Source organism: Micromonospora sp. IBSANI012, assembly GCF_052814045.1.
This window is the reverse complement of sequence record NZ_CP199933.1, coordinates 6,415,089-6,434,132: the sequence shown is the minus strand read 5'-3', so window position 1 is coordinate 6,434,132 and position 19,044 is coordinate 6,415,089. Positions and strand designations below refer to the sequence as shown.

Genomic DNA, 19,044 nt, shown 5'->3' with positions numbered 1-19,044 from the left:
CTGGTCGAGTTGTTTGACATGTCGATAGAGTTACGGCGGTCATGGCGGAGGGGAAACGCCCGGTAACATTCCGAACCCGGAAGCTAAGCCCTCCAGCGCCGATGGTACTGCACTCGGGAGGGTGTGGGAGAGTAGGACACCGCCGGACAACCATTCGATCAGGGCCACCCCTTTCAAGGGGTGGCCCTGATTGGTATACCCACCCCCGAAAATCACCCTGCCCCTCGTTCGGCGAATCGCCCGGGTGGCCCACCTCTTCTCGGTACCGTCGGTGCGGGACCCGCGCCGCCGCGTGGTCCCCCGCCGTGATGGCGGAAAACGTGACGTGGAGTACGCCTCGTCCGCAATCGGTGCGGACCGGTCGGGGTACCTGTTTCACCGTACGACCGGAACTGACCGTCGGGACCGGCGGAGGCAGGAGTGGTCATGAAGATTGGAATCATCGGCTCGGGGCACATCGGTGGGACGCTCACCCGGCGGCTGCGTGCTCTCGACCACGACGTGACAGTCGCCAACTCGCGGGGGCCGCAGACCCTCACCGACCTGGCGCAGGAGACCGGCGCCACCGCGGGCACGCTGGAGCAGGCCGTGCAGGACGCCGAACTGGTGATCGTGGCGATCCCGCTGCTGGCCGTCCCCGCGCTCCCCCCGGAACTCTTCGACGGCAAGGTGGTCGTCGACGCCGACAACTACTACCCGCAGCGCGACGGCGACATCGCCGAGCTGCTGGACCGCAGCCTCAGCTCCAGCCGGTGGACCGCCGAGCACCTCAAGGGCGCCCGGGTGGTGAAGGCTTTCAACAACATCCAGGCCCAGCACCTGATGGACAACGGCCGCCCGGCCGGCGCCGGCGACCGGATCGGCCTGCCGGTGGCCGCCGACGACGCCGACGCGAAGCAGCTCGTGATGGAGCTGGTCGACTCGCTCGGCTTCGACCCGGTCGACGCCGGCACCCTCGACGAGAGCTGGCGGCAGCAGCCCGACACCCCCGTCTACGGCACGGACCGCGACGCCGACGGCGTACGGCAGGGACTGGCCGCGGCGCGGCCCTGAGCGCGCGTACGACAGAACGAAGCCCCGCCGGCGATCAGCCGGCGGGGCTTCGTCGTGCCCGGGGTCAGGACGGCTCGGGGCCGCAGATGAAGCGGGGCTCGGGGTCGTAGGTCCAGCTGAACTTCTCCCGCTTGACGACCTTGCCGTCCTTCTTGATGACCCGGAAGGCGTCCTGGGTGAACCCCTCGCTGCCCACGGCGGAGATGCAGGTCGGGCCGGGCTCGAGGTGAACCGTCTTCGGCGCGGTGATATTGCGGCGCGGGCCGTACTCGGTCTTGACGCTGTCGTAGATCTTCGTGCTCCAGATCGACACGGTGATCGTGCTCGACGTGTACGAGGTGTCGATCAGGACGCCGTGCGGGGTGTTGTTGCGGAACTTGAAGTCCAGGTCCGGCCAGAAGATGGTCGACTCGATCACCGCCGGGTAGCGGCTGAAGTAGAACGAGTGCGGCTTGTGCTCGACGTCCTCCAGGCCCGCGTAGTAGCTGGCGTTGAACAGCGTCGTGGTGAACTGCGAGACGCCGCCACCCACGCCGGGCACCAGCTTGCCGTTGACGATCACCGGGGCGTCCTTGTAGCCCTGGTCGTACCCGCGCTCGCCGGTGTGGCCGTTGAGGGAGAACGTCTCACCCGGCTTCACCACCGTGCCGTCGACGTCCTTGGCGGCCTGGACGATGTTCTGGCTGCGCGGCGAGGAGAGCCCGCCGGGGAACCGGGTGGTGAAGGTGGAGACGCGCTCCTTGATGCCCAGCGCGCCGAGCTTCGCCTCGGTCAGCTCCGGCTCGGCCGGCTTGAGCTGGCCGCTGACCGTCCGCCCGTCCGCCTTGGGTAGGACGGCGAGCAGGTCGCGCGCGAGGGCGGCCGAGTCGAGCTGCTGGCCGGCGCGGCCGGGCACCATCTTCGGCTTGCCGCCGGAGATCGTCATCGTCGCGTCCTTCGGCGGCGACTCGATCGACGCCAGCTTGTCGCCGAGGGCGGCGCGCAGCCGCTTCACGTCCACCCGGGGGGTCAGCTTGCCGGCCTCGTCGGCGGAGAAGCGCAGCCCGCGCGCGATCGCCGCCGGCGGGATGGTCACCGTGCCCTTGTCGGTGGTGAGCGTGACCGGCTGGGCGACCGCCGGCCGGGCCAGCTCCTCGACCAGCCGGTCCACCTCCTCGGCGGTGGTCGCCGGGGCCTTCTCCACCAGCGGCACGGTCACCTGCTCGCCGGCGAGCCAGCCCTTCGTGACGACCTGGGCGGAGTGTTCCCGGTCCACCGACAGGGCCGGCTTCGGGTACACCGGCTTCGGGGTGGTGCCGGTGAAGATGATCGCCGGCATGGTCATCTCGCGGCCCTGCTTGCCGACGACCCCGCGCAGCGCCGCGTCCAGCCGGTCGGCGTCAACCGTGACCACCGGGTCGACCGTGCGGGAGCCGAGCAGCCGGCTCACCGGGTGCGCGTCGGCCTCGGCGGCCGCCGCCACCGTGGCCTCCACGTCGATGGCCAGGCCCACGTCGGCCGGCCTGATCTCCGCCTTCTGCTCCCCCACCAGCACCGTCAGCGGGGCGTTCAGGGTGGCTGCCCGGCGCTCCAACTCGGCGCGCAGCTCCCGGGCGGCCTCGGCCCGGCTCCGGCCGCCGAGCTCGGCGCCGAGCACCGTCGTGCCCCGGGGCACGTCCCCGGCGTACGCGTAGGCACCGGCACCGCCCACACCGGCCAGCACCACGGCGGCCAGGCCGCCGGCGAGCAGCAGTCGGCCCCGGCGCGACCGGGACCAGCCCGAGCCGGGCTTGCCGGTCGGCTCCGGCTCGTCGCCCGGCCAGGTCACCGCGGTGACCTGCACCGTCGGCCGGTCGTCGGAGACACGTTTGTCGCCGTAAAGGGTCACAGCCACCTCGATCGGGACGTACCACATGGGGGTTGCGGGCCCCCGGAAGACGTCTACGGTAACCAACGCGCAAGCCGGTGGACACCGTGCGGCCGGCCACCTTGCGCACCGCGTGTCGGCGGAGCCGACCCGGTCATCCGGCCCGGGTGCCGCCGTGGCACGGTGTGCGGGTGGCAGATCGGGTGCTGGCGTACGGCGGCGGGTGGCTGGACCGGGCGGGAGCGCTGCGCGGCAACCGGGAGTGGATCTCCGCCCAGCTGACCGATCCCGGGGCCGTGCTGCTGCCGCTCTGGCGGGACCACTGCCTCGTCACCGCCGACCAGACGCCGGTCCGGCTGCACCCGGCCGACGCCCCCGAGGTGCTCGCCGCCGCCGACGAGACCGTCTTCCTGGGGCTGGACGGCGAGGCTCCGGTCTTCGCCGTGGACCTTTCCGGGCGTACCGCGCCCGAGGCGGCCCGGCTGGCCGGCGCGGCCGCCACCGCGGACGTGCGCGCCCTGGTCGCCTGGCTCGACCCGGCCCAGGCGGCGGTGCAGGCGTACGCGCGCGGGCTGCTGCACTGGCACCGGCAGCAGCGGTACTGCGGCAGCTGCGGCTCGGCCACCGTGGCACGCGACGGCGGGCACGTGCGAGCCTGCTCGGGACCGCGCTGCGGGCGGCTGCTCTTCCCCCGGATCGAACCGGCGATCATCGTGCTGGTCGAGGCGCCCGGGTCGCCCGACCGCTGTCTCCTGGCCCGGCACGCCGGCGCTCCGGAGGGGGCGTACTCGACGCTGGCCGGGTTCGTCGAGGTGGGCGAGAGCCTGGAGGACGCGGTCCGCCGGGAGATGGCCGAGGAGGCCGGGGTGACCCTCTCCGCGCTGTCCTACCAGGGCTCGCAGGCCTGGCCGTTCCCGGCCGGGATGATGGTCGGGTTCCGGGCCACCGCCGCCTCCGAGGAGGTCCGGGTGGACGGCGAGGAGCTGCTGGAGGCGCGCTGGTTCACCCGGGACGAGCTGCGCCGCCGGGAGGCCGAGGGGCGGCCGCTGGGCCGGCCCGACTCGATCGACCATCATCTGCTCGGCAGTTGGCTCGCCGCCGGCGACTGACGTACCCCCGGGGCTCCCGACGCCGGAGATCGACTCCAGGTCGCCGAGGTGGGGGTGTTGCGGTCGCCCGGACACCCCGACGTCGGCGAAGCGGAGTGGATCAGGTGCCGGGCCGGCCGGTCGCGCCGCGGTGGGTCAGGGCCGGGGGGACGGGTCGCGGGGGCGCAGGGCCAGCCAGGCCATCACGGCGGCGGTCAGCGCGGCGGCGCCCAGCGCGCAGGTGAGGATCCCCTCGACCGTGCGCGGCGCGACCAGCACCGCCGCGCCGGCCAGGCCGGCGGTGGCCACCCAGAGCGGGACGGCCGGGAACCGGGCGCCGCTGGCCACCCGGTCGTTGACCAGCATGAAGACGACCGCGTAGAGGGCGCCGGTGGCGGCGAAGAGCGGGGCCTCGCCGGCCAGGTGCAAATAGTCGGCGCCGCCGGCCAGCCGGAACGCCAGCTCGCCGCCGAGCGCGGCGGCCCCCACCAGGACCGCGCCGCAGGCGAGGATGACCGCCAGGCCCAGCGCCCGGGCCCGCCGATCGCCCTGCGCCAGCCGGGGCAGCGCGAGCAGGGTCACCACCTGCGGCGCCCAGAGCGCGCCCTTGGTGAGCACCGCGCCGACCGCGTACGCCCCGGAGCCGTCCGCCGACAGCAGCTGCCGGGCGAGCAGCAGATCGGCGTACGAGATGGTGAGCATCGCCAGCGTGGCCCCGCACGCGGTCATCACGTGGGTGGGTCGCAGGCCGCCCTCCGATGCTGCGGCGGACGGTCCCGGGCGGGCGGTGCGGGCGAGGCGGGCCAGCAGCGGCAGGACGAGCAGCCCGGTGACGGTGGTGAGCAGCAGCGCGGTGACCGGGCCGGTGCCGAGCGCCAGACCGACGATCAGCCCGCCGTAGCGGCCGAGGGCGAGCACGGTCATCCCGGCGGAGAGGCGCAGGAAGCGCTGGTCGCCCTGGAGCTCGCCGAGCCAGCGGCCGGCCAGCACGGTGGCGAAGGTGGTGGCCGCGAGCAGCAGGGTCAGCGCCACCGGCAGCCGCAGCAGCACGGTGAGCAGCGGCGCGGCCGCGACCGTGATCCCGGCGGTGACCCCGGCGGTGAGCAGCGCCAGTCGGCCGGTGGGGGTGGGGCCGCGCCGGGCGCGGTGCACGGCGACGGCGATCTGCAGCCCGAAGCCGGGCACGGCGGCGATCGCGCCCAGCGCCAACACGGTGGCCAGCGCGCCCAGGTCGGCCGGGTCGAGCCGGCGGGCGCCGAGCACCGGCACCAGGTAGGCCAGGCCGTTGCTCAGGGTCGTGGCCACGGTGACGGCGACGCCGGCGGCACCGAGCCGCGCCGCGCCGGCGTCCCTGCTGATGGTCTGTGTCATGCCGCCCCGAGTGGCCCACGCTGCTCCGACGACCGCGGCTCGCGGCCGGCGGCGGCCGAGACCTCCCCGGCCCGACCGGGGAGACGGTACCGCTCGACCGTCCGGCCGTCAGCCCCGCACCCGCGACCCCTGCCCTCGTGGCCGGGAAGGGTCTAGTGTGCTGCCCCATGGCGTCGACGAACGTGGCCGCGGCAGCGACCTCCGGGCTGGCCGCGAAGCTTCCCGAGCGGTGGGTGGCGGGCGGGATCCGGCTGGTCTATCCGCGGGTGGAGCCCGAACTGGCCCGGCTGGCCGACTTCGTGCCGCGCGGCGGCACCGCCGTGGACATCGGCGCCTGGTACGGCCCGTGGACCGCGCGCCTGCTGCGCCGGGCCGACCGGGTCGTCTCGGTCGAGCCGACGCCCCCGCTGGCCCGCCAGCTGCGCACCGCCTTCCCCACCGTCGAGGTGGTCGAGGCGGCCGTCTCCGACCACGAGGGCACCGCCGCGCTCTATCTGCCCGACGGCGGCGCGATCGTCGGCACCTCGTCGCTGGAGCAGCCGGAGCAGGGCAGCCCGGTGCAGGTACGCCGGATCACCCTGGACTCGCTGGGCCTGGCCGACGTGCGCTTCGTCAAGCTCGACATCGAGGGGCACGAGCTGCCGGCGCTGCGTGGCGGGGCGGAGACGATCCGCCGCGACCGGCCGGTGCTGCTGATCGAGGTGGAGGAGCGGATCCAGCCGGTGGAGCCGCTGCTGGAGCTGCTCACCGGCTGGGGTTACCGGGGGTACGTGCTGCCGGGGCGTACCTGGGTGCCGCTGGCCGACTTCGACCTCGGGCGGCACCAGCGGGAGGCGATCGCCCGGGTGGGCCAGAGCTTCGCCCGTCGGGTGCTCTGGCCCCGCCCCCGCTACGTCAACTCGGTGCTGTTCCGGCCGGAGTGACCCCGGGCCGGGGGCGTCACTGCTGCGGCGTCGGGGTGCCGATGGCGACCTCGTTGGTGCAGAGCGTGACGCCGGGGTCGGCGACGCTCAGCTCGGCCGTGTTCCCGCCGCCGGTGAACTCGAAGAAGATCTGGTTCAGCCCGGTCTTCACCGGGAACCGCTTCTCCTTGCCGCCGAACCGGAAGGTGGCCGTGCTGTCGCCGGAGCTGAGGTAGCCGATCCGGACCACCCAGAACCAGTCGTCGCGCGGCCCGGTGAGCGGCATCCGCACCGTCTCGCCGTCGGTGACCTTCCAGCCGCAGGCCTGCTCCGGCCCCGGCTGGACGGTGGGGCCGTCGATGCGGACCGGGGTGATCCGGCCGGTGGGGTCGAACAGTGACGGCGCCTCCGCCTCGGTGACGAAGACGGGCCGCTCCGGCAGGGCGCGGAAGAACGTCGACTGCCGGTTGTACGGCGCGGAGAGCGTGGGCACCACGTCACCGGGGACCGGCTGGTCGAGGAAGACCGTGCCGGGCGGGGCGGCGGCCAGTTCGGCGCGGACGGTGTCCAGGTAGGTGCGCCCGGCCTTGACCGCCCACTCGTCGCCGAACCGGGCGGTCGTCCAGGCGGTGCCGAGACCCCCGGCGACCAGGGCGAGGGCCAGGCCGGCGGAGACCGCCTCCCGGTGGCGTACCAGCACGGCCGGGGGCGGCGGGTCGTCCGGGTCCCGGCCGCCGGTGACCGCCGCCAGCCCGGCCGGCTGCTCCGGCCGGTCGGCGGGCGGCTCGGTGGGGGTCGGGTCGCCGGTCCGGTCCATCGGGTCGACGCTGGGCGGAGCCGGCGGGGTGGCGGCCGGCGGGGTCGTGGCGGCGGCCGCGCCGGCCCGCTGCGGTGGCGCGTCGAACGGTCGCGCGGCCGGCGGACGGACCGGGGGCGGCAGATCGTCGTCGTCGTACTCGGCGTGCAGGACGCCGTGGCCACGGTAGGCGGCGGCCGGCACGGCGACCCGGGGGGCCGGTTCGGAGTCGGCCGGGCGCTCGACGTCGGCCGCGACCCGCTCGGGCGCGGCGGCGAACCGGCCCGGGTCCTCGTCGTCGGTCGCCGCCCTCCCGGTGGTCGCCAGCGTCCCGTCGCCGTCCGCGCGCGCGGCGTCCCCGTCGTCCGGGTCCGGGTCGGTCTCGTCGGCCCGGTCCGCCGGGGCCGGATCGGCGGGGGCGAACCGGTCCGGCACCGGCCGCAGGCCGAGCAGCGCGACGCCGATGCAGAGCGCGGCCACCACCACCATGTCGCTGACGTACCGGGGGACGGCGCCGGCGACGTCGCTGTAGATCGAGCCCAGCCGGGTGGCGGCCAGCAGGGCGGTCACCAGGGTCAGGTACGACGCCAGCAGCAGCCAGGCCCGGCCGGCGACCCGGCGCAGCCGGACGGTCAGCACGACCAGCACCAGGAAGGCCGCCCAGGCGATCCACCGGCCCAGCTCCGGCGGTGCGGTCACCGGGGCGCCGTCACCGGCCGGCAGCCAGCGCCACGGCCCGCCCAGCAGACCCGGTACGACGGTGGAGCCGAGCAGTTGCCAGAGGAAGGAGAGGACCTCGCCGAGCGAGTCCGGCCGGCGCAGCGACGACTCCGCCCGGGAGCCGTAGAGGGCGAGGAAGCCCAGCGACAGGACGGTCAGCAGCAGCCACGACGGCCAGTACCGGCGGGCGGTGGTCAGCACCGCCCGCACCGGCGGGCCGCCGACGAAGAGGAACGCGGTCAGCAGGAAGACCAGCGGCACCACCAGCAGCGCCTTCTCGAAGAAGAGCAGCCCGAAGAGCACGGCCAGGCCGAGGGTCACCAGGTGCCGCAGCCGGCCGGTGCGCACGTACCGGACCTGGGCGCCGACCGCGAGGACCATGGCAATCTGCATCGGCAGCATGTTCACCCCGACCGCCCACCAGGAGGTCGCCTCCAGGGTCAGCGGGCTGAACAGGAACACCGCGAGCGGCACCAGCAGTGCCCAGCCGGGGCGGACCAGGGTGCGTAGCAGCCGGGCGAAGCTCACCGCGAGCACCGCCTGGGCGGCGGTGAGGAGCAGGACGTACGGCCAGTAGGCGAGGCCGACCGCCCGGGTCACCAGCCAGGTGGCCAGCAGCGCCGCCGGCATGAAGTGGTTGTTGTAGAGCGTGAGCAGGAAGCCCGGGGTCAGGTCGGCCTCCGCGGCCCGGGCGATCAGCACGTAGTCGTCGACCGCCAGGTAGCCGCGGGAGGCGAGCTGCGCCCGCCAGACCAGGCTGACCAGGATCATGGCGACGGCCACCGCCCGGACCGGGTGGACGCGCGCCCAGCCGCCGATGAGGCCGGTCCCTTCGGGGGAGGTGGTCGTGCCGGTCGATGCCATGGCGGGAAGACTGCCACACCGGCCACCTGGCGCCCCATCAGGTCATCGGGTGGTTCCCGGTCGTCGCGGGAGCGCGACCGGGGCCGCGTACAGTGGCGAGCCACCACGGCGCGGTCGGGTCGCGCCCGGCAGGCAGGTGGGGGTCGAGGGATGCGTGGACGGCTGGTGCCGTATGGCGTGGCCGCCGCCGTGGCGGCGGTGGTGCTCGCCCCGCTGGCGCTGCCCGGGTACGTCCTCAGCTACGACATGGTCTTCGTGCCCCGGCAGGCGTTGAGCTGGGACGTGATCGCCCCGGCCTCGGCGCTGCCCCGGGCCGTGCCGCAGGACGCCGTGGTCGCGCTCGCCACCCAGCTGATGCCCGGCTGGCTGCTGCAACGACTGGTGCTGGTGGCGATCCTCTGGTTCGCCGCGCTCGGCGCCGCCCGGCTGGTGCCCACCACGCGCACCGCCGTACGGGTGGTCGCCGCCCTCGGGTACGCCTGGACGCCGTACCTGGCCGAGCGGCTGCTGCTCGGGCAGTGGGGGCTGCTGCTGGCGTACGCGATGCTGCCCTGGCTGGTGGCGGCGGCGCTCGGGGTGCGCGCGGGCCGGCCCGGGGCGCTGCCCGGGCTGCTGCTGGCGGCGGCGGTCTCCGCGATCACCCCGACCGGTGGGTTGATCGCCCTGTTGGCGGTGGCGGTGCTGGTGCCCGGCCGCTACCCCGGCGCCGCCCGCCGGGCCGGCACCGCACTCGCCCTGACCGTGCTGCTCAACGCGCCGTGGCTGGTGGCCGGGCTGGGCAGCGCCACCGGGGGTCGCTCCGACCCGGCCGGGGTGCCCGCCTTCGCCGCCCGCGCCGAGAACTGGGGCGGGTCGCTGGTCGCGCTCGCCGGCACCGGTGGGATCTGGAACGCGCTGACCGTCCCGGCGTCCCGCCAGGCCGCGTTCGTGCCGCTGGCCACCGTTCTGCTGCTGCTCCTCGCCGGGTATGGCCTGTTGCTGCTGCGCCGCCGCTGGCCGGCCGGCGCGCCCGCGCGGCTGCTGGTGCTGGCCGCCGGGTCGTGGCTGGTGGCGGCGCTCGGCGTGCTGCCCGGTGGAGCCGCGGTGCTCGGCTGGCTGGTCGACACGGCGCCCGGTGGCGGGCTGGTCCGCGACGGGCAGAAGCTGCTCGTCCCGTACGCGCTGGCCCTCGCGGTGGCCGTGGCGCTCGGCGCGGAACGGCTCGCCGACCGGCTGGCCACCCGGTTCGACCGGACCACCGGCACGGTGCTGCTGGTCGGCGCGGCCATGCTGCCGGTGGTGCTCCTGCCCGACCTGGCCTTCGGGGCGCTCGGCCGGTTGACGCCGGTGAACTACCCGGCGGACTGGGCGGTGGTCGCCCGGCAGGTGGCCGACCGGCCGGGTGAGGTGATCTCCCTGCCGTTCCAGGAGTACCAGCGGTACGCCTGGAACGGCGGCCGGGTGGTGATCGACCCGGCCCCGCGCCTGCTGTCGTCGCCGGTGCTGATCGACGACACCCTGTGGGTGGGTGACGTCGCGGTCGGCAAGGAGGACCCGCGTGCGGCAGAGGCGCGCGACCTGCTCGCCGCCGGCCGTCCGCTGGCCGCCATGGGGGCGCGCTGGGTGCTGGTGCAGCGCGCGTCGGGTCCCGCCGTGCCCGTGACGTCGCTGGTCGGGCTGCGGCTGGCGCACGCCGGTCCGGAGTTGACCCTCTACGAGAACCCCGCCTGGACGGCCCCCGCCGGGCGGGACGGCCCCGGCCCGGTCGGTTACGCCCACCTGCTGGCCGGAACGGTGGTGTTGGCCATCGGATTTTCGGGCACTGCGCAGGTGCTGCGGCGCATGGTAGCGTCCCGGCACGCGAGTCCCGCGGAAGGAGAAGGTGGATGAGGAACCTGCCCGCGTTCGTCGCCGTCGGGGTACTCGGGGTCGTGCTCGGCCTGCTCGGCAGCGTCGGTCTGGCGAATGCGCTCAGCCCGTCCGCCAAGGAGGCCGCCAACTCCAAGGTGAGTGAGCAGAGCTCCGAGAGCACGCTGTACGGCACGCGCTGAACCATCGTCGACCGGGGCGTCCGCTGATGCGGGCGCCCCGGTCGCGTGTCTGCGGCAGGTCGCGTGCCGGCCGTCAGCGGGTGGCGGTGAGCCGGGCGACCAGCTGCGCGAAGCGCGCCCCGGTCGCGGCCCAGGTGAAGCGGGCCGCGTGGGCCAGCGCCGCCTCGCCCATCGCCTTGCGCCGCACATCGTCGGCGAGCAGCTCGCGCACCTGGTCGGTGAACTCGGCCTCGTCGTCGACCAGCAGGCCGGTCTCGGTGTCGACCATCGCCTCGGCGACGCCGCCGGCGTAGCGGAACGCGATCGTCGGGGTGCTCCGGGCGGCGGCCTCGACGATGGTCAGGCCCCAGCCCTCCTTGAGCGACGGGGTGAGCGCCAGCCAGCAGGAGGAGAGCACCTCGTGCTTCTCCTCCTCGCTGATGAAGCCGGTGAACCGGACCCGGTCGGCGACGCCGAGGGAGTCGGCGACCTCCCGCAGCGGCTGCTCCCACCAGCCCTGACCGGCCACCACCAGCTCCAGCTCCGGCAGCTCCCCGGCCAGCTCGGCCACCGTGCGCATCGCGATCTCGACCCGCTTGTGCGGCACCAGGCGGCCCAGCACCAGCAGCGACGGGTGGGCGGTGCGGGGCAGCGGCGGGCCGGTCACCGGCGGGGTGCCGTTGGGCACCACGTCGATCCGTTCCGCGTCCACCCCCAGCTCGGCCAGCTCGGCGCGGCTGGCCTCGGAGACCGTCACGTAGCGGCAGCGCCGGTAGAGCCGGACCGCCAGCCAGGACTCGATCCACCAGCCCAGCCGGCACATCCACGGGCCGAAGACCACCGGCCACTGCTCCCGGTGCACGTGGTGCACCAGGGCGAGCACCGGGCGGCCGGCGTACAGCGGGGCGAAGAACGGCACGCCGTTGCAGACGTCCACCACCAGGTCCGGCAGGCCGCCGCCGCGCCGGCCCAGCGGGCCCAGCCCGAACCGCCCGGCCAGGTAGGTCAGGGCCGCGCGGGCGTACACCGTGTGGCGGGAGCCGCGGCGCAGCACGCGTACGCCGTCGGGGTTGGTCTCCTCCGGGTCGCCCTGCGAATGGGCGGCGCAGAGCAGCGTCACCCGGTGGCCGGCGGCGACCAGTTCCGCGGCGATCCGCTCGATGTAGACCTCGGAACCGCCGCCCTCCGGGTTGCTGGTGTCGCGCCAGTTCAGGAACAGCACGTGGCGAGCGGTGGTGCTGCTGGAGGTGTCCACGCTGCTCCTACCGGTCAGTAAGTGGCACGATCGCGCCACCCTAGGGCGGCCCGGGCCGCGTACGCAATGGGTCGGACCGGCAGCGACGATCGGATAACAGCTCGTCGATCGGGGGTTTGCCGGGGACCCGAAACCTTGGCAGGGTGTGTCAGCGCGGCACGACGCGGGGTCGGTGAACATGCCGGCCGAGGCCGTCCGCGACACCCGTGACCTGCGGCAGCGTGCCGGCGGACGGGCGACGACGAGTAGGGGAGGCAGCCGTGGTGGGCGACGTGCCGGCGCGGTTGCTCGCCCGCCGTTCCCCGGTGGTGCTGCTCAGCGCGGCCCTGGTGCTGCTGCTGGTCGGCTGGGCCGGGTACGTCTGGCTGCGTGACGAGCGGGTGACGCCGGAGTGCGCCGAGCGGGTGCGGCTGCGGGTGGCCGCCGCGCCTGTGGTCGCCCCGGCGGTGGACCGGATCGCCCGCGCCTCGGTCGGCCGGCAGCCCTGCGTGTCGATCGCCGTGGAGTCCCGGGAGTCCGACGCCGTCGCCGCCGAGCTGGCCGGTGGCGCCGAGGTGGCCGACGCCTGGCTGCCCGAGTCGACGTTCTGGCTGCGGCGGGCCCGTGCCGCCGGCGCCTTCGAGGTGCCCGGGCAGGGCACGTCGGTGGCGAGCACCCCGGTGGTGCTCGCGGTGACCGAGCCGGTGGCCCGCCGGTCGGGCTGGCCGGCCAAGCCGCTGACCTGGGCGCCGCTGGTCGGCCCCCGGGCCCGCGCCGGCACGGTCGGGCTTCCCGACCCGGCCGTCGACCCGGCCGGGGTGGCCGCCCTGCTCGGCGTCCGGGGGCTCGCCGTCGGGGAGCGCGATCCGCGCGCGGTGGTGGCGGCGACGCTGCGCCGGCTCGCCGGGCACACGTTCAGCCCCACCGGTACGCCGGCCGCGCTGCCGCCGGGCGCCGGGCTGCCCGGCCGCTCCGACGCGGTCGCCACCACCGAACAAGCGGTGCTCGGGCACAACGCGCTGGCCGGCGCCGACAAGCTGGTCGCCGCGTACCCGGAGGTGGCGGTGCCCTCGCTCGACCTGCCGTACGCCGTGCTGCCCGCCGCGCGCGACGCCGTGCGGGACGCCGCCGCCGGCTTCCTCAGCGACCTGCTGACCAGCGCCTCCCGCGAGGTGCTGACCGGGTACGGCTTCCGTACCGCCGCCGGCTATCCGCCGGCGATGCCGCGCGACCGCCGCCTCGACCCGGCGGTCCGCGAACCGGTGGCGCTGCCGGCCGAGGAGACGGTCACCGAGATGCTGACCGGGTGGAGCGGCGTGCAGCGCAGCGCCCGGATCCTCACCGTGCTGGACATCTCCGGCTCGATGGCCGCCCGGGTGCCCGGCGGCGGCACCCGGCTCGACGTCACCCTGGGCGCCGCCCGCGAGGGCGCCGGGCTGCTGCTGGACAACAGCGAGCTCGGGATCTGGGTCTTCTCCACCAAGGTCGACGGCGACCGGGACTACCGCGAGATCCTGCCGGTCCGCCCGCTGCGCGCCCAGCGGGCCGCGCTGGCGCAGCGGCTGGCCGAGGTGAAGGTCAAGCCCCAGGGCGGCACCGGCCTGTACGACTCCACCCTGGCGGCGTACCGGGACGCCCGGCGGCACTGGACCCCGGGACGGATCAACCTGGTGCTGGTGATGACCGACGGGCGCAACGAGGACGCCGAGGGCATCGACCGCAAGAAGTTCCTCGCCGAACTCACCGCGATGCAGGACCCGCGCAAGCCGCTGCCGATCGTCTTCGTCGGCCTCGGCCCGGACGTCGACCCGGAGGAGCTCAACGCGATCGCCAAGGTCACCGGCGGGCAGGTCTACCGCACCGACCAGCCGAAGGGGATGCGGCAGATCTTCTTCACCGCCCTGGCCAAACTGAGCTGCCTGCCCCCGGAGTGCCGCCGGTGACCGCGGCCCCGGCGCGGCGGGTGCTGGACCGGATCGTCCGGCCCGTCCGCGAGGCCCCCGCCACCGCGCTCAGCCTGCTGCTGCTCACCGTGCTGGCGTTCGCGCAGCGCCCCGGCCAGGTCACCTTCGACACCAAGCTCGACCTGGCGGCGAACCCGCTGCACTTCATGGCCCGGGCGCTGCACCTGTGGAACCCGGAGGCCACCTCCGGAGAACTCCAGAACCAGGCGTACGGCTACCTCTTCCCGATGGGGCCGTTCTTCGGTGCCGGGCAGCTGCTCGGCGTGCCGCCGTGGGTCACCCAGCGGCTCTGGTGCGCGGTGCTCTTCTGCGCCGCCTTCTACGGCCTGCTGCGGCTGGCCCGCGCGTTCGCCATCGGCACCGAACCGACCCGGTACGCCGCCGCGCTCGGCTACGCGCTGGCGCCCCGGATGCTCACCGAGATCGGCGCGCTCTCCTCGGAGGTCCTCTCCGCGGCGATGCTGCCCTGGGTGCTGCTGCCGCTGGTCCAGGTGAAGCGGATCGGCTCGCCGCGCCGGGCCGCCGCCCTCTCCGCGCTGGCCGTGCTCGGCATGGGCGGCATCAACGCCGCCGTGGTGCTGCTGGCCCTGGTGCTGCCCGGGGTGTGGCTGCTCTCCCGCCGCTGGGACGCCGCCCACCTGCGGCTGGTCGGCTGGTGGTGCGTCTGCGTGGTCGGGGTCTGCCTCTGGTGGATCGTGCCGCTGCTGCTGCTCGGCCAGTACAGCCTGCCGTTCCTCGACTACATCGAGTCGTCCACCACGACCACCGCGGTCGCCTCGCTGTTCCAGGCGGTACGCGGCACCAACCAGTGGGTGGCGTACATCGTCCAGGGCGACCCGTGGTGGCCGGCGGGCTGGCTGCTGATCGACCACCCGGCGCTGATGGCGCTCACCGCGGTGGTGGCGCTGGTCGGCCTGGCCGGGCTGGCCGGCAACCTGCTGCCCGAGCGGCGGTTCCTGGTGCTCGGCTTCCTGGCCGGGCTGACCCTGCTCACCATGGGCTACGTCGGCAGCCTGGACAGCCCCCTCTCCGAGCAGGTCCGCGACCTGCTGGACGGTCCGCTGGCGCCGTTCCGCAACGTGCACAAGCTGGAACCGGTGCTGCGGCTGCCGCTGATGCTCGGCTTCGCGCACGGCGTCGACGCCTGGATCACCCGGCTGCACACCGCCGCCCGTCGCCGCCGGCCCGGGCTGCGGCTGCGCCCGGTGGTGTTCGTACCGGTCCTCGCCCTGGTCCTGGGCGCGGCCGCGCCGGCCTGGACCGGGCTGCTGCGCCCCGGCCCCGGCTGGTCCGACCTGCCGCCGCACTGGCGGGCCGCGGCCACCTGGCTCGCCGACCGGGACGCGCTGGCCCGCACGCTGGTGGTGCCCGGCTCCGGCTTCGGCCAGTACGACTGGGGACGCACCGTCGACGAGCCGTTGCAGTCGCTGGCCGGGGCACCCTGGGCGGTGCGCCACCAGATCCCGCTCGGCTCGATCGGCAACATCCGGATGATGGACACCGTCGAGACGGTGCTGGCCGGTGGCCGCGGCTCGGCCGGGCTGGCCGACTTTTTGGCCCGCTCCGGCTTCCGGCACCTGCTGCTGCGCAACGACATCGACCGTACGCAGACCGACGCCCCGCCGGTGGCGGTGCTGCGCCGGGCGCTGGCCGGGTCGCCGGGTATCACCCGGGTGGCCACCTTCGGCAGCACCGACGCGGTCGGCCGGGCCGCCGGCAGCCCGGTCGACGACGACGCCGGCCCGCTGCCCGCGGTCGAGGTGTACGAGGTGGACCGCCCGGTGCCGGCCGCCTCGGCGGTGCTCACCGCCGACGTGCCCACGGTCAGTGGCGGCCCCGAGTCGCTGCTGCCGCTGCTGGAGCAGCGCGTGGTGGAGCGGGACCGGCCGGTGGTGCTGGCCGGGGATCGCCCCGACGCCGACGCCGACGTCGGCGCCACCGGCGACCGGTGGATCGTCACCGACGGCCTGCGCCGCCGGGAACGGGACATCGGCCGGGTACGGGACAACCTCAGCCAGACCATGACCGCCGCCGAGTCGGGCCGGCAGGGGCGGGTGGCCCTCGACCTGCTGCCCTTCGGTGGCCGCCGGCACCAGACCGTCGCCACCTACCAGGGACTGCGCGACATCAGCGCCTCCACGGCGGCCAGCTTCGTGGACAACCTGACCCCGGCCGACCCGTCGTACCTGCCGTTCGCCGCCGTCGACGGCGACGCCGGCACCGCCTGGCACTCCGCGGCCCTGGCCGGGCCGGTGGGGCAGTGGCTCCAGCTCGACCTGGACACCCCGCGCGAGGTCCAGCAGGTCTCCCTGGCGTTCGTCGACGACCTCGGGGTCGGCTGGCCGGTGACCCGGTTCCGGATCAGCACCGACCGGGGTTCGGTCGACCACGACGTCGCCGCCGGGCTCGGCGCGCAGACGTACTACACCCTGCCCGGGGCCACCAGCACCATCCGGATCACCGTGCTGGCGGTGGCCGGCAACCGGCTCGACGGCGGGGTGGGCATCCGGGAACTCACCGTCCCCGACGTCACGCCCCACCGGGCGCTGCGCGTGCCGACCGACCTGCCGGCCGCCGGCACCGGCCCGGTCTCCTGGTCGTTCAGCCGCGGCGCCGGCGACCGGGCGGCCTGCTTCCCGGCGGACGCGCCCGAGGGCGACCCCCGCGCGGTCCCGGCCGGCTCCGACGCCGTGCCGGCGAACTCCGAGGTCGTGCCGGTCACGCGGGCCACGGCGGGCGTCCGGCCGGCCGGCACCGTGGTGCGCTGCGACCGCTTCCTGGCCCGGGTCGGCGAGGAGCCGCTCGGGGTGGACCGGGTGTTCCGCAGCACCACCGCCGGTACCTACCGGCTGACGGTCACCGCGGTGGCCCGCCCCGGCGGCGCGGTGACGCTGGCCGGGGCGTCGCTGACCGCCGGCGCCTCGTCGTACCTGGCCGGTGACCCGTCCGTGGCCCCGTACGCGGCGGTCGACGGGGACCCGGGCACCGCCTGGCTGGCCGGCACCGGTGACCTGCGACCCACCCTCACCCTGCGCTGGCAGGGGCAACGCCGGATCGACCGGCTCCGGCTGCGCCCGGCCGACCTGCCGATCGGCTCGCCGCCCACCCGGGTCGAGGTGCGCGCCGGTGGCCGTACCCAGCTCGTGCCGGTCGCCCCGGACGGGCTGGTCCGCTTCGCCGCAGTGCGTACCGACCGGGTGGAGATCGTCGTGCGGGAGGCCACCGACCGGGTGGCGGACCGGCGCGGCAACGGGTGGACCGCGACGGTTGGCATCGCCGAGGTGGAGATTCCCGGCCTGACGATCCGGCCGCTGCCCGCCGGCACCCGGATCTCCGCCCCGTGCGGCACCGGCCCCGCGGTGGAACTCGACGGCTTCCGGTACGACACCGCGGTCACCGGCACCCTCGGCGACGTCGTCGCCCGGCGGCCGATGCCGGTCACCGTCTGCGGGGAGACCGGCGCGGTGGTGGACCTGCCGGCCGGCGGTCACCGGTTGGCCAGTTCCCCGTCGCGCGGCTACGTGGTGCAGGACGTGACCCTGCGGCCGGCCGGCCCGGCGGTCGCCGCACCCCGGCACCGCGACGTGTCGGTGCTGGACTGGGCGCCGACGCAGCGCCGGGTCCGGGTCGCCGGCGGGGAGAGCGCGCTGCTGGTCGTACCCGAGAACGCGAACGCCGGATGGACGGCCACCCTGGACGGCCGGGAGTTGCCGGCCACCCGGGTCGACGGGTGGCAGCAGGCCTGGGTGCTGCCGGCCGGGGCCGGCGGTGAGGTGCGGCTGGAGTTCGCCCCCGACCGGGCCTACCGGGGCGGCCTGGCGGTGGGCGCGTTGACCGCGCTCGTCGTGCTGGTGCTCGCCGCCTGGCCGGCCCGGCGGCGGCCGGAGGACGGGTCGTCGCTGCCCGCCGAGAGCGCGCCCTGGTTCGTCGGGACGCTGCTGGTGGTGCTGCTCGCCGCGCTCGGTGGGGTGCTGCCGGTGGCGATCGTGCTCGCGGCGATGCTGCTGCGCCAGCTCGCCCGCCGGGCGCTGCCGGTGGTGGTCTTCGGCGGCCTGATCGTGGCCACGGTGGTCGCGGTCGCCGGCCGGCTGCGCGGGCACGGCCAGGAGTGGGCGTACGGGACGTGGGTGCAGGCGGCGATGCTGGTGGCGATCGGCGCGGTGGTCGCGGCGGTGGTCCCGGTCCCGGGCGCGGTCCCGACGGCCGACGGCCCCGATGCGCCGCCTGGCGGCCCCGACGGGCCCGGTGTGCCGCCGTCGGACGTGCGCGGTGGGACGGCGGGCGGGCCGGCGACGGGCGATGACGGGGCGGGTGCGACAGTTCCGACGGACGGTGACCGGCCGACCGCCGGTGAGGACGAGGACGGGACGGTAGTGCGATGACCGTTGAACAGGGACCGGCAGCCCGCCGCCGGTTCGCCACGCTGGGTCGTTCGGTGGCCCTGTTCCGGGCCTTCCTGGTCGAGCAGACCGACCCGGACCACTTCTACGGCCTGCTGGCCGACGACTCGGTACGCCAGGTCTCCGGCTACACCGGCCTGGCCGGGCGGACGGTGCTCGACGTGGGCGGTGGGCCGGGCTACTTCGCGCAGGCGTTCCGCGCCGCCGGCGCCCGCTACGTGGGCCTCGACCCGGACGTCGGCGACTTCTCCGCGGCCGAGTCCTCGGCCGGGATGCTGCGCGGCAGCGGCACCGCGCTGCCGGTGCGCAGCGGCAGCGTCGACGTCTGCTTCTCGTCGAACGTGCTCGAACACGTCTCGGAGCCGCAGCGGATGCTCGACGAGATGGCCCGGGTGACGAAGCCCGGGGGCGTCCTGTTCGTCTCGTTCACCCCGTGGCTCTCCCCGTGGGGCGGGCACGAGACCGCGCCCTGGCACTACCTGGGCGGGCAGCGGGCCCGGCGGCGGTACGAGCGGCGCAACGGACGCCCGCCGAAGAACCGGTTCGCCGAGACGCTCTTCCCGGTCTCGATCGCCGACGCGCTGCGCTGGGCCCGGGGCAACCCGGAGGTCGAGGTGCTGGACGCGCTACCGCGCTATCACCCCTGGTGGGGCCGGTGGATCGTCCGGGTTCCCGGGGCCCGGGAGATCGGCTCGTGGAACTTCCTGCTCGTGCTGCGCCGGACCGGTGAGCGACCGGACGTTGCCGGGCAGGCGAAAAAAGTTGGGCTGACCGGGGGTCGCGTCCAGATGTGACCA

General features: G+C 75.4%; 12 protein-coding genes and 1 rRNA gene. 9 read left to right on the top strand and 4 right to left on the bottom strand.

Annotated elements, in window-relative coordinates:
* The first annotated feature begins 31 nt into the window (after positions 1-31).
* Positions 32-148, top strand: a 5S ribosomal RNA gene (rrf, locus tag ACTWM8_RS29780).
* Positions 149-426: 278 nt separating this feature from the next.
* Positions 427-1,053, top strand: a complete 627-nt coding sequence (locus ACTWM8_RS29775; protein ID WP_446211823.1) for an NADPH-dependent F420 reductase — start codon at positions 427-429, stop codon at positions 1,051-1,053.
* A gap of 64 nt (positions 1,054-1,117) precedes the next feature.
* Here ACTWM8_RS29775 and ACTWM8_RS29770 read toward each other — a convergent pair whose 3' ends face one another.
* Positions 1,118-2,926 carry a VanW family protein gene (locus tag ACTWM8_RS29770; RefSeq protein WP_446211822.1) on the bottom strand — a complete coding sequence of 603 codons (1,809 nt, stop codon included), beginning with the start codon at positions 2,924-2,926 and terminating at the stop codon, positions 1,118-1,120.
* A 158-nt stretch (positions 2,927-3,084) separates the two neighbouring features.
* On the opposite strand from ACTWM8_RS29770, the gene nudC reads away from it, so the two are divergent.
* Positions 3,085-4,008: an NAD(+) diphosphatase gene (gene nudC / locus ACTWM8_RS29765; RefSeq protein ID WP_446211821.1), complete on the top strand. Its 924-nt coding sequence runs from the start codon at positions 3,085-3,087 to the stop codon at positions 4,006-4,008.
* Between the two features lie 135 nt (positions 4,009-4,143).
* On the opposite strand, the gene ACTWM8_RS29760 is transcribed toward nudC, so the two are convergent.
* A complete protein-coding gene (locus tag ACTWM8_RS29760; protein WP_446211820.1) occupies positions 4,144-5,358 on the bottom strand; it encodes a polysaccharide biosynthesis protein in 1,215 nt (404 codons plus the stop codon).
* Between the two features lie 167 nt (positions 5,359-5,525).
* Here ACTWM8_RS29760 and ACTWM8_RS29755 point away from each other — a divergent pair, with 167 nt between their 5' ends.
* A complete protein-coding gene (locus ACTWM8_RS29755) occupies positions 5,526-6,281 on the top strand; it encodes an FkbM family methyltransferase (RefSeq protein WP_446211819.1) in 756 nt (251 codons plus the stop codon).
* 16 nt (positions 6,282-6,297) lie between these two features.
* Here the strand turns inward: ACTWM8_RS29755 and ACTWM8_RS29750 are convergent, their stop codons facing one another.
* Positions 6,298-8,640, bottom strand: a complete 2,343-nt coding sequence (locus ACTWM8_RS29750) for a hypothetical protein (RefSeq protein ID WP_446211818.1) — start codon at positions 8,638-8,640, stop codon at positions 6,298-6,300.
* A gap of 150 nt (positions 8,641-8,790) precedes the next feature.
* Between ACTWM8_RS29750 and ACTWM8_RS29745 the strand changes: the two genes are divergently transcribed.
* The gene (locus tag ACTWM8_RS29745) at positions 8,791-10,509 is read left to right on the top strand and encodes a hypothetical protein (protein WP_446211817.1); all 1,719 of its coding nucleotides are present in this window, start codon (positions 8,791-8,793) and stop codon (positions 10,507-10,509) included.
* Positions 10,506-10,670 carry a hypothetical protein gene (locus ACTWM8_RS29740; RefSeq protein ID WP_157745799.1) on the top strand — a complete coding sequence of 55 codons (165 nt, stop codon included), beginning with the start codon at positions 10,506-10,508 and terminating at the stop codon, positions 10,668-10,670. The genes ACTWM8_RS29745 and ACTWM8_RS29740 overlap by 4 nt, the downstream gene beginning before the upstream one ends.
* 73 nt (positions 10,671-10,743) lie before the next feature.
* Here the strand turns inward: ACTWM8_RS29740 and ACTWM8_RS29735 are convergent, their stop codons facing one another.
* Positions 10,744-11,904, bottom strand: coding sequence for a glycosyltransferase family 4 protein (locus tag ACTWM8_RS29735; protein ID WP_446211816.1), 1,161 nt, complete (start codon positions 11,902-11,904; stop codon positions 10,744-10,746).
* 260 nt (positions 11,905-12,164) lie between these two features.
* Between ACTWM8_RS29735 and ACTWM8_RS29730 the strand changes: the two genes are divergently transcribed.
* Genes ACTWM8_RS29730 through ACTWM8_RS29720 form a run of 3 tightly spaced genes read left to right on the top strand, consistent with a single transcriptional unit; the run spans position 12,165 to position 19,041 of the window.
* Positions 12,165-13,826: a substrate-binding domain-containing protein gene (locus ACTWM8_RS29730; RefSeq protein WP_446211815.1), complete on the top strand. Its 1,662-nt coding sequence runs from the start codon at positions 12,165-12,167 to the stop codon at positions 13,824-13,826.
* Positions 13,823-18,229 carry an alpha-(1->3)-arabinofuranosyltransferase gene (locus tag ACTWM8_RS29725; RefSeq protein ID WP_446211814.1) on the top strand — a complete coding sequence of 1,469 codons (4,407 nt, stop codon included), beginning with the start codon at positions 13,823-13,825 and terminating at the stop codon, positions 18,227-18,229. The genes ACTWM8_RS29730 and ACTWM8_RS29725 overlap by 4 nt, the downstream gene beginning before the upstream one ends.
* Positions 18,226-19,041, top strand: coding sequence for a class I SAM-dependent methyltransferase (locus ACTWM8_RS29720; RefSeq protein ID WP_446211813.1), 816 nt, complete (start codon positions 18,226-18,228; stop codon positions 19,039-19,041). Before ACTWM8_RS29725 ends, ACTWM8_RS29720 begins: the two co-directional genes overlap by 4 nt.
* Positions 19,042-19,044 lie beyond the last annotated feature (3 nt).